Annotated in this window: 12 protein-coding genes; 2 read left to right on the forward strand and 10 right to left on the reverse strand. The window is 43.3% G+C overall.

What is annotated here, in order from left to right:
• Positions 1-15: 15 nt before the first annotated feature.
• The 3 genes from KKC1_RS06260 to KKC1_RS06270 form a co-directional block, all read right to left on the reverse strand.
• Positions 16-456 (reverse strand): DMT family transporter, encoded by a 441-nt coding sequence (locus tag KKC1_RS06260; RefSeq protein WP_088553631.1) that lies wholly within the window; start codon positions 454-456, stop codon positions 16-18.
• Positions 457-665: 209 nt separating this feature from the next.
• Complete coding sequence (locus tag KKC1_RS06265) at positions 666-2,081, reverse strand: sensor histidine kinase (RefSeq protein WP_088553632.1); 1,416 nt, start codon at positions 2,079-2,081, stop codon at positions 666-668.
• Positions 2,082-2,083: 2 nt separating this feature from the next.
• Positions 2,084-2,746, reverse strand: coding sequence for a response regulator transcription factor (locus tag KKC1_RS06270; protein WP_088553643.1), 663 nt, complete (start codon positions 2,744-2,746; stop codon positions 2,084-2,086).
• A 236-nt stretch (positions 2,747-2,982) separates the two neighbouring features.
• On the opposite strand from KKC1_RS06270, the gene KKC1_RS06275 reads away from it, so the two are divergent.
• Both KKC1_RS06275 and KKC1_RS06280 read left to right on the forward strand, forming a co-directional pair.
• The gene (locus KKC1_RS06275) at positions 2,983-3,864 is read left to right on the forward strand and encodes a L,D-transpeptidase family protein (RefSeq protein WP_088553633.1); all 882 of its coding nucleotides are present in this window, start codon (positions 2,983-2,985) and stop codon (positions 3,862-3,864) included.
• A 64-nt stretch (positions 3,865-3,928) separates the two neighbouring features.
• Entirely contained in the window at positions 3,929-4,384 is a 456-nt protein-coding gene (locus KKC1_RS06280; RefSeq protein WP_088553634.1) for a hypothetical protein, read from the forward strand.
• Here the strand turns inward: KKC1_RS06280 and KKC1_RS06285 are convergent.
• From KKC1_RS06285 to KKC1_RS06315, 7 genes are all read right to left on the reverse strand, one after another.
• Positions 4,381-5,280 (reverse strand): Ppx/GppA phosphatase family protein, encoded by a 900-nt coding sequence (locus tag KKC1_RS06285; protein WP_088553635.1) that lies wholly within the window; start codon positions 5,278-5,280, stop codon positions 4,381-4,383. The two genes, KKC1_RS06280 and KKC1_RS06285, sit on opposite strands and share 4 nt — an antisense overlap.
• A gap of 35 nt (positions 5,281-5,315) precedes the next feature.
• A complete protein-coding gene (locus tag KKC1_RS06290; RefSeq protein WP_088553636.1) occupies positions 5,316-5,714 on the reverse strand; it encodes a S1 RNA-binding domain-containing protein in 399 nt (132 codons plus the stop codon).
• Between the two features lie 100 nt (positions 5,715-5,814).
• Entirely contained in the window at positions 5,815-6,207 is a 393-nt protein-coding gene (locus KKC1_RS06295; protein WP_088553637.1) for an FtsB family cell division protein, read from the reverse strand.
• Positions 6,208-6,210: 3 nt separating this feature from the next.
• Positions 6,211-6,441 carry an RNA polymerase sigma factor gene (locus KKC1_RS06300; RefSeq protein ID WP_088553638.1) on the reverse strand — a complete coding sequence of 77 codons (231 nt, stop codon included), beginning with the start codon at positions 6,439-6,441 and terminating at the stop codon, positions 6,211-6,213.
• Positions 6,442-6,570: 129 nt separating this feature from the next.
• Positions 6,571-7,101: a spore cortex biosynthesis protein YabQ gene (gene yabQ, locus KKC1_RS17395; RefSeq protein ID WP_088553639.1), complete on the reverse strand. Its 531-nt coding sequence runs from the start codon at positions 7,099-7,101 to the stop codon at positions 6,571-6,573.
• A 29-nt stretch (positions 7,102-7,130) separates the two neighbouring features.
• On the reverse strand, positions 7,131-7,412 hold the full coding sequence (gene yabP / locus KKC1_RS06310) for a sporulation protein YabP (RefSeq protein ID WP_088553640.1): 282 nt from the start codon (positions 7,410-7,412) through the stop codon (positions 7,131-7,133).
• Between the two features lie 76 nt (positions 7,413-7,488).
• Positions 7,489-8,472, reverse strand: a complete 984-nt coding sequence (locus tag KKC1_RS06315; RefSeq protein ID WP_088553641.1) for a SpoIID/LytB domain-containing protein — start codon at positions 8,470-8,472, stop codon at positions 7,489-7,491.
• Positions 8,473-8,606: the final 134 nt, after the last annotated feature.

The following is an 8,606-nucleotide window of genomic DNA, read 5'->3' on the forward strand; positions in this document are numbered from 1 at the left end:
GTCGCCAAAATCCCTTCAGTTTAACATCAATTTGGCTCCGGCTGCCAGCAAAATTAACCCAACAAGCTTCCACCAGGTAAAAGGAATTTTTTCCAGACCAAAAATACCGAAATGATCAATCAACAGCGCCGTTAAAACCTGTCCTACAATAATTGCCGTGGTAGCAATGGCTACACCTACTTTAGGGATACTGGCCACTACTCCGTAAATAATCAATACACTTATCACCCCGCCCAGAAAAGTATACCAAGGTGCACTGGTTATACGCCCCAGGTCGCCATTGCCTACTTGAGCAACTAAAAGGACAGCTACGGCCGCAGTCCCAATGAAGTGGACGATAAAAGTTGCCTCCAGAAGTCCAATTATCTTTCCTAACGCAGAATTCAAGGAACCCTGTACGGCCATAGCCACTCCTGAAATCAATGCGGCCAATAAAGCAAACACCTTTAAGGACATGCCGTTGCTACCTCCGCAAACTTTTCTGCCGTTCTAAGGACGTTCTTAGTATAACCAATGCCCGCATGCCCATGCACAAAAAAAAGGCTGATGAATGTTTCATCAGCCCAAAAACAAGACGCCTGTACTTCCTGTCACGCAACCCAACTTAGTTAACATTATACGTTAAAAATATGACTAAAATATGAACAAAATGTTAAATTTTAATTTCACCCTTTCGTGGCCGAAAGAGTGAAGCTGAATCGGCTGCCTCGATTTAGTTCACTCTCAACACTTATAGTTTGCCCCAAAGCCTCTATTATTCGCTTTACTATAGCCAGACCTAACCCGGTACCTCCTTTAGAACGGGTTCGAGCCTTGTCCACTTTATGAAATCTCTGCCAAATATAGGGTAATTCTTCCGGAGGAATACCTATGCCCTGGTCCGTTACCGCAACCACTATCTTATCTCCATCAGGCACTGCTTCCAATTTAATCTTCTTGCCTTCCGGTGTAAAGCGTATCGCATTGTCCAATAAATTAATCAGAACCTGTTCTACCCGGTCCCGATCTGCATAGGCCCACGTGGGGCGTTCCTCCAAAGAAAGTTCGATTTGAAGCTGTTTTTCTCTAATTTGAGGCTCCAGCTTGGCCACAACTTCTCTGATAAGTTCGTTTACATCAAAGTTACTCCAGTTCATGGATATACTCCCGGATTCCAGCCGGGCCAGGTCCAGAAGGTCGTTAACCAAGCGAGTCAAGCGGTTGGTTTCTTCAAAGACTATTTTTAAATATCGTTCCTGATGCTGACCGGTAATAGTTCCATCCAAAATTCCTTGAATAAAACCTCTAATAGAAGTCAGCGGGGAACGCAACTCGTGCGATACGTTGGCAATGAATTCCTGCCGCATTCTCTCCAACTTGCCTAGTTCTTCTGCCATGTAGTTAAAAGTTTTGGCCAAATGACCGATTTCATCGCTGGTTAATACTTCTACCTTTTCTTCAAATTTTCCACTGGCTACTTGTAAGGCTGCCCGACTTAATTCCTGCAGCGGCCGGGAAAACTTACGCGAAATATAATAGTTTACTAAGGCGGCAAAAATAACCGCTATCAATGCCGCCAACCATATAATGCGGTAAATTGGCTTTAACGCATTTTTAACGCCAAAAACAGGGGAATGCAGGAAGATAGCTCCCTGTACCTCCTGGTCAATAAATAGAGGTACTCCTACGGTTATGACCGGGAGGTTAAAACGGTTCCCGAACCGGCCAATTCTGGTTATTATTTCAGCCTTTTTTAATTGCTCAATTTCCTTCCCCTCCAGGTAATTTCCAAACCACTGTTCTTCAAAGGGCCTCGAGTCAAAATAGATATTGCCATGGGCATCTACTATCCAGATCTCCGCATTCAGTGCTCTGTCAAGGGTCTTGACCGCATATTCCAATTCTTGACGAGTAATTTGGTCATTCAAATATTTGAGCACCAGATTGTTAATCTGCTGTCCATGGGTGATAAGGGTTTGCTCCGTTTCATAAAAATAATAACTTTGAAACAATAAGGACAACAAGACAGCCAGAACAGCAAGGGTTATAAGGATAACCGACAAGTAAGTCAACATTAACTTTCCAAAAATGGTACGACCCAAAGTTAATTCACCTCGAATTTATAACCCACACCCCATACAGTCTTAATTTGCCAGTGAGGGTTAGAACCTAATTTGGCCCTGAGGCGTTTAACATGCACGTCAATAGTTCTGGTATCTCCCAAATAATCATATCCCCAGACTTTTTCAATCAACTGTTCGCGATTGAATACTTTATTGGGGTGACTGGCCAAAAAATACAATAGTTCAATTTCTTTGGGAGCCAGTTCCACCTCTTTACCGTCAACCTTTACTGTATACTCGTTAAGGTTAATCACTAGCTGGGGATAGATCACCTGCTTTCTCTCTGTGCGAGGAGATTCATACCGGCGAAGAACTGCTTTTACCCGGGCGACCAACTCCTTCGGGTCGAAAGGCTTAACCACATAATCATCACTACCGAGCTCTAAACCTAAAATCTTGTCAAAGCTTTCCCCTTTAGCGCTCAACATAATAATTGGCAGGTTACTCATTTTACGAATCTCCCTGCATACCTCCCAGCCATCCATACCAGGCATCATAATATCCAGAATCACCAAAGAAGGGACTTCCTCTTCAATTTTTTCCAAAGCGGTGAGGCCATCATGAACAACAACAACCTCAAAATTTTCCTTAGTTAAATAGAGACGGACCAGTTCGCAAATATTTTCGTCATCGTCTACCACCATAATTTTGGGAGTAGGCTTCAATTTTCCCACCTCTTTAATCCCACCTATTTTCTCTAATAAGCCCCAGTTCAATAATCAACGTATAATTTATTCGAAAAATCGCAGTCTAAGTATTAGTCAAATTCGGTCGCTGCGGAGAAAGGGTGATAAGTTTGCCTTCCCAAGGCTATATACGAAAAGCCATACTATTTTATATACTCTTCTCTATATCTATATTGTATGGGATAGATACTAGCATGGCAAGCTCATCTTATACTTTCCCCCTAGGGGCTTTCGGGGGCTGCGACGATACTAACCGTAAACTTTACCTGACCCGACCTTATTTAAGCGGATCGGATGTGGAAGAATTACAGGAAAGGTTGCATCAATTAAACTTTGATCCCGGCCCTATTGATGGTATCTACGGCCCACAAACCGAAGCAGCGGTGAAGAAATTTCAAGTAACCCACGGCTTTGCCCCCGACGGTATAGTGGATGATACAATATGGAAATTGCTAGGGAAAGGTTTTGAAAGGCCAACTACTACCAAGCAGCTCAATGCTCCCGAAGGAATAATACATTTAGTTATTGATACCAATAACAAAACCCTGACCGTCTATGCCAATAACAAGCCATTAAAAACTTATCCTGTAGCCGTTGGTAGAACAGAAACTCCTACCCCAGTCGGTGAATGGAAAATAATAAGTAAAAGTAGCGACTGGGGCGGAGGTTTTGGCACCCGGTGGATGGGCCTCAACGTACCCTGGGGAATATATGGAATACATGGCACCAATAAGCCCTGGTCCATCGGTCAAAGGGCATCTCATGGTTGCATCCGCATGTTTAATCGGGATGTGGAAGAACTGTTTAACTGGGTTTCCGTTGGTACTCCGGTAAAAATAACTGGGCAACCGCAATTGCCGGCCGGAATAAAGCGTAGAGTTTTGCAACCTAAATCTGTAGGTCCCGATGTAGTTCAGGTTCAAATGAAACTTAAAGAACACGGTTTCTACTTGGGGATGGCCGACGGACGGTTCGGTCGTATGACCGAAACCGCAGTGCGTTACTTTCAGATTTTTAATAACCTGGAGCCAGACGGAAAAATCAACCAAGATGATTATCAACAGTTAGGTCTGTAAAAAAAATTTCTTGAGCAAGTTTGGGGGAGTTAGAAACAAAATATTGAGATAGGAGGTATTTCCCTTGTCGGGCTCAATGCTGAAGCAACTAATTGAAGAAATGAAAAAAGAGGGCAGTTGGGATGACTACGTCCGCTATTTGAAGGAGAGGTACGGTTATAACCAGTTTGGTACCCACTTTAATTTTCATGTTGACGATTATCCATGCCGGGCTATCGAAATGAACGATACCTTTATCGAGCAGGCAATGGAGCAGGATTTAAACAAGAAATCCTTAGAAAAAATCTGGTGGATCGCAGACGCAGAGAGAGAATTTACTGATAAACCTTTCTTTACCGCCATCGACCGGTATTATCGGATGAATGCAGATGCTTTTGACAACCGACAGGCCTTAAAATTCGCTGTTAAAGAATTTGAAGAAGCTCATCGAGGAAGAAGCAGCCTCCAGTATTCACCTAATCACGAATCAAGAGAAGATAATACTGCCCTGCTCGAACATCCGAAAAGGGAGAAACATTAAATCTGCTGCTGATAGAGTTCCAAAATTATACCATGAAGGATATCCGCCTCGCTTACGGTTATGAATTCCGTGTTCAGAAGTCGCATAAGCTCTTTCAAAATAATAGTACCGGCAACGATAATGTCCGCCCGCTCCGGTTGCAAACCGGGAACTCGCTTTCTTTCCTCTAGAGGTAGGGCGGCAAGGTATTTGAGAATATCCAATATTCGTTCATAAGTTAGCCGGTATTTATGAACCTTTTTCCAGTCGTAGAACTCAAGACCGAGATCGACTGCCGCCAAAGTAGTGATCGTACCTCCAACCCCAACCAAACCCAACTGCCTGCGGGCCAGTGGATGAAGTCCATCCCGCAAAACACTTTGAATCTTGTTTTCCGGCCAGCCCTGTTCAGTACATCTTACCGCTCCCAAAGGAAGACTTACAGGTATTATCCGGCCTCTTTCATTTTGATATGTAATTTCCGTACTTCCTCCTCCTATATCCACAACTACAGGAAAGGTTATTTCGGGAATTGCGCCAGTCGCCCCCCTATAACTCAAAACGGCTTCTTGTTCACCGGTAACAACGTGTACGGGAAAACCTAAAACAGCCTCCGCTTCTTGCACGAATTCTCGACCGTTAAGGGCTTCTCGCACAGCACTGGTTGCTACTGCCCTTGCCCTTTCAACCCCGCTTTCTCTCATTAGCCGCTGAAATCCCCTTAAGGCCCTCAAAGTTCTTTCTGCCGGTTCAGCTCCCAGGTAGCTTTTTTCACTCATGCCTTGGCCCAGGCGGGTGGCCTGTAGACGTTGAACAACTGGGACTACCTGCCCCTTTTCCATTTTGGCTATAAGCAACCTTGTGGAATTAGTTCCAATATCTACAGCTCCTAAAAGCATGTCTAGATCTCCTTTCATCAAAAAAGCACTCCTTATGGAGTGCTCCTTTATCTTCAAAACCTGTATCCGCCACGCCCACCCCGTTTAGAAACGAAATGGCGTTTCAGGTCCTGCTGTCTTTCATCACTCTCCTTCAAGAACCGGGCTAACTTTTCTTCAAAAGAAAGATTTGGACCACCCGGCTGTTCGCCTTTGCCGCGCCGTTTTCTTTCCTCGTAATTGGGATCTGCCTGCTTGATAGAAAGCTTTATCTTTCCCTCCTCGATTTCAATAACCTTTACCCGAACCTTATCCTCTTTTTTAAGATAGTCATTTACATCCTTAACATAAGCATCAGCTATTTCTGAAATGTGTACTAGCCCAGTTATCCCCCCCGGCAGCTCAACAAATGCACCAAATCTGGCAATACCTGTTACTACGCCCTCAACAATGCTGCCTACAACTAAAGACATCCCCGAAAAACTTCCTCCTTAAATTTGCAAAACATACTAATACGTGTATTTTACTGCATCCACTGGCTTTATGTCAATATGCCGTTATGGAAGTTAGACGTTAATGGAGTTCATCTTTATCAATATTTTTGTCCAAAGGGATAACCTCTCCCGGTTGGGCGGGAAGCAAAATAGTTTCTCCCGGCTTAACCAAACCCAGTTCCTCGCGGGCAATTCTTTCTATGTAGGCGTCCGATTGTAACATTCTGATCTGCTCCTTCAATTTTTGGTTCTCCCGAGCCAAGCCTTGTTTTTGTTTCTCCAACTGGGCAAGATATGCTTCCTGCTGTCTTATTTTATAATGCACCTGACCGAAAGAGAACAAGAGATAGGCTAAAAGGAAATATATAATCAATGTTTTCAGGTTAGGACGAAATATCAGTCGGTATTTTACCTTACGTTTAGGCCGGGAAAACTTTCTTTTCTCACCCCAGATTTGGGGGACAGGTTCCATAATCTACTCATCCTCCCTAGTTGTATCATGGAACAGACCCAGACTGTCCCCGGGAAGTACAATGACAACTTCATAACCTTTACTTCTGGCCCGGTGGTACAGAGTTGCTACCGTGCTGGAACTGAGTTTTAACCGTTTAGCCACTTCTTCATTAGTGTATCCCATTTCTTTCAAAACCACTACTTGTCTTTCCCTAAAACTAAGCTTTTCGGCTCCCCGGATTTCTACTTTCATGTATACCTTCCTCTGCCAATTGCCAGCCCGTCTGTCTTTATCCACATATTGTGTACAACTTGTGGATAATTTGTGTATATTTTATTTACGCCTTCCTATTCGGCAAATTAAACAAAATTCCTGCTACAACTATAAAAAAGTATTAAGGTTATTCCTTTTGAAAGGCAGGAGAGACAGAAGAAACTTTAGACAACGACAGATTATCCTTCGAAAACAGCGACACAAAACTTTCCCTAAAATTAACCCTTGATAAAGCGCCATACTAATTATACCCAGTAAGGCAAAAACTAATTTTTGTATTGTTCTTAAAATTAAAAACAGGCCGGCTCTAATCCAACGCCACCACCTCATTATTTCTAGACAAATGTTTCTTAAAAAGCTGGTCAAACCGGGACTGAAAAAACGATAATAAAGGGCAAATCCCGCCCCCATACCAATAAAAACATAAAACCTTACTTCTCCCAGATTGCTGACCAACAATAAGTTAAACCCCAAGGCGGTGAGCAAAATCCACAAGAACAAGTCGCCCAAATAGGTTCCGAATTTCTTCGGTTTGAAAAGCCATCGAAAGATACGATAGAAATCAAATATTAAACCAAAAATGAAACCAATCAACAAAGTGAAGACAAAATGAAACACTTGTTGGTTGACAGGTGTCATCTTTATCACCAAAGAGAAATCAGTTTTCCCTACCTTAACAAGCGTTCCAATAAGCCTTTTCGCTTATCTTTCAGGTCTTTAACCCCTTCCCCTTCTTTATACTCCATCAAGCGTATCATGCCATCAATTTCCAACTTACCCTGTTCCAGGTTGAACTGATTTATGTTCAGTCCTTCTCCTTTTATAATCAAAACGCCAAGGTTTGTTTCCAAAATTACTTCCTGATCATCAAAACTCGCCACGTGAAGCACCCCATTGATTTTTAAATGCCTGCGGTCCGCCAGGCTTAGCAGTTGCTTTTCTTCGCTCAAAGCCGATACCTCCCTTCGCTTCCATGCTATGCGCTAAGAGGGAAGAATATGTCATTAAAAAAAGGGCTTTCCAGCCCTATTTCCAAACCTTCTTGATTTCCACTCCTTTAAAGAAGTAATTGATTATTTCTTGTGCATTTTTCCCTTTTTCAGCCAAAGCTCTTGCCCCCCACTGACTCATTCCCACTCCGTGGCCATAACCACGACCGTGAATTACCAGGTTGTTCCCCCTTATCTCCAAACGTTCTATCAAAGTGGATCGCATTTTATCCTTACCCAGTGCTATTCTCAGAGCAGGACCGCTGACTGTAGCGTTTCCCAGTCTTATAGTCATAGCCCTACCTGAAGGTCCCTTCTTAATAATTCGAGCCGTCCTTATCACACCCGGGTCCTGTCCTATTTTCTCCCGTATAATATTTCGTACCATGTTGAGAGGAAATTGAACTGTCCAGGATTTGTTTTCCGGAGCAGTAATGGCAAAACCGGGATCTTTTACGCTCTTAATGTAAGGCGTCGGTTCCTTCTTGTATGCTAAACCTTCTAAAGCGGAAGCAGCCGTTCTGCCGCCACCATCGGCATGGAACCAACCGTTAATATATTTTCCTTTATAGGTTACCACTAATCCCCGAGTGCGTTCGACCGCTCTCTGAACTCTATCGTTAATCTTTTCCGGAGCATATGCCTGAAATTCTTCCTCATCGGTAGAAGCATCAGCGTTACGTTTTTTAACCCCGCCTTCCTCAATTTTCTTTAAAGTAAAAGTTCGCGCCAGAATGGCTTGGGCAGCTAACGCTTCAACCGGCCAGGTAGGATCCATTTCTGCTGCTACTACTCCTTGGATATATTTTTCCATTTTTATCCGTGTAGTCTTTCCTGTATCTTTATCATATAAGGAAATAACCGGCTCTTCTTGCTTTAATTCCTCCGGACCAGGTACCACATCAGGTCTATCCGGTTCCTGTTGTCCCGGCTTACGGGCCGGCCCCGGACAACCGCTCATCATTACTAAGATAAACATTAGAACTAAAGCTAGCACCATATACCTTTTTCCTGAGTTCATCTTAAATTCCCTCCACAGTCAGCTTTCTAGTTGATAGTCTGATCTGGAGGGAATTAGTTTATACTCATCTTTGACAGTTTAAAAACAAGATTCCAGTAACGACAGGCATTTCAAGGGACGGAATACAGGCGTGC

The organism is Calderihabitans maritimus (assembly GCF_002207765.1).
Lineage (GTDB): Bacteria > Bacillota > KKC1 > Calderihabitantales > Calderihabitantaceae > Calderihabitans > Calderihabitans maritimus.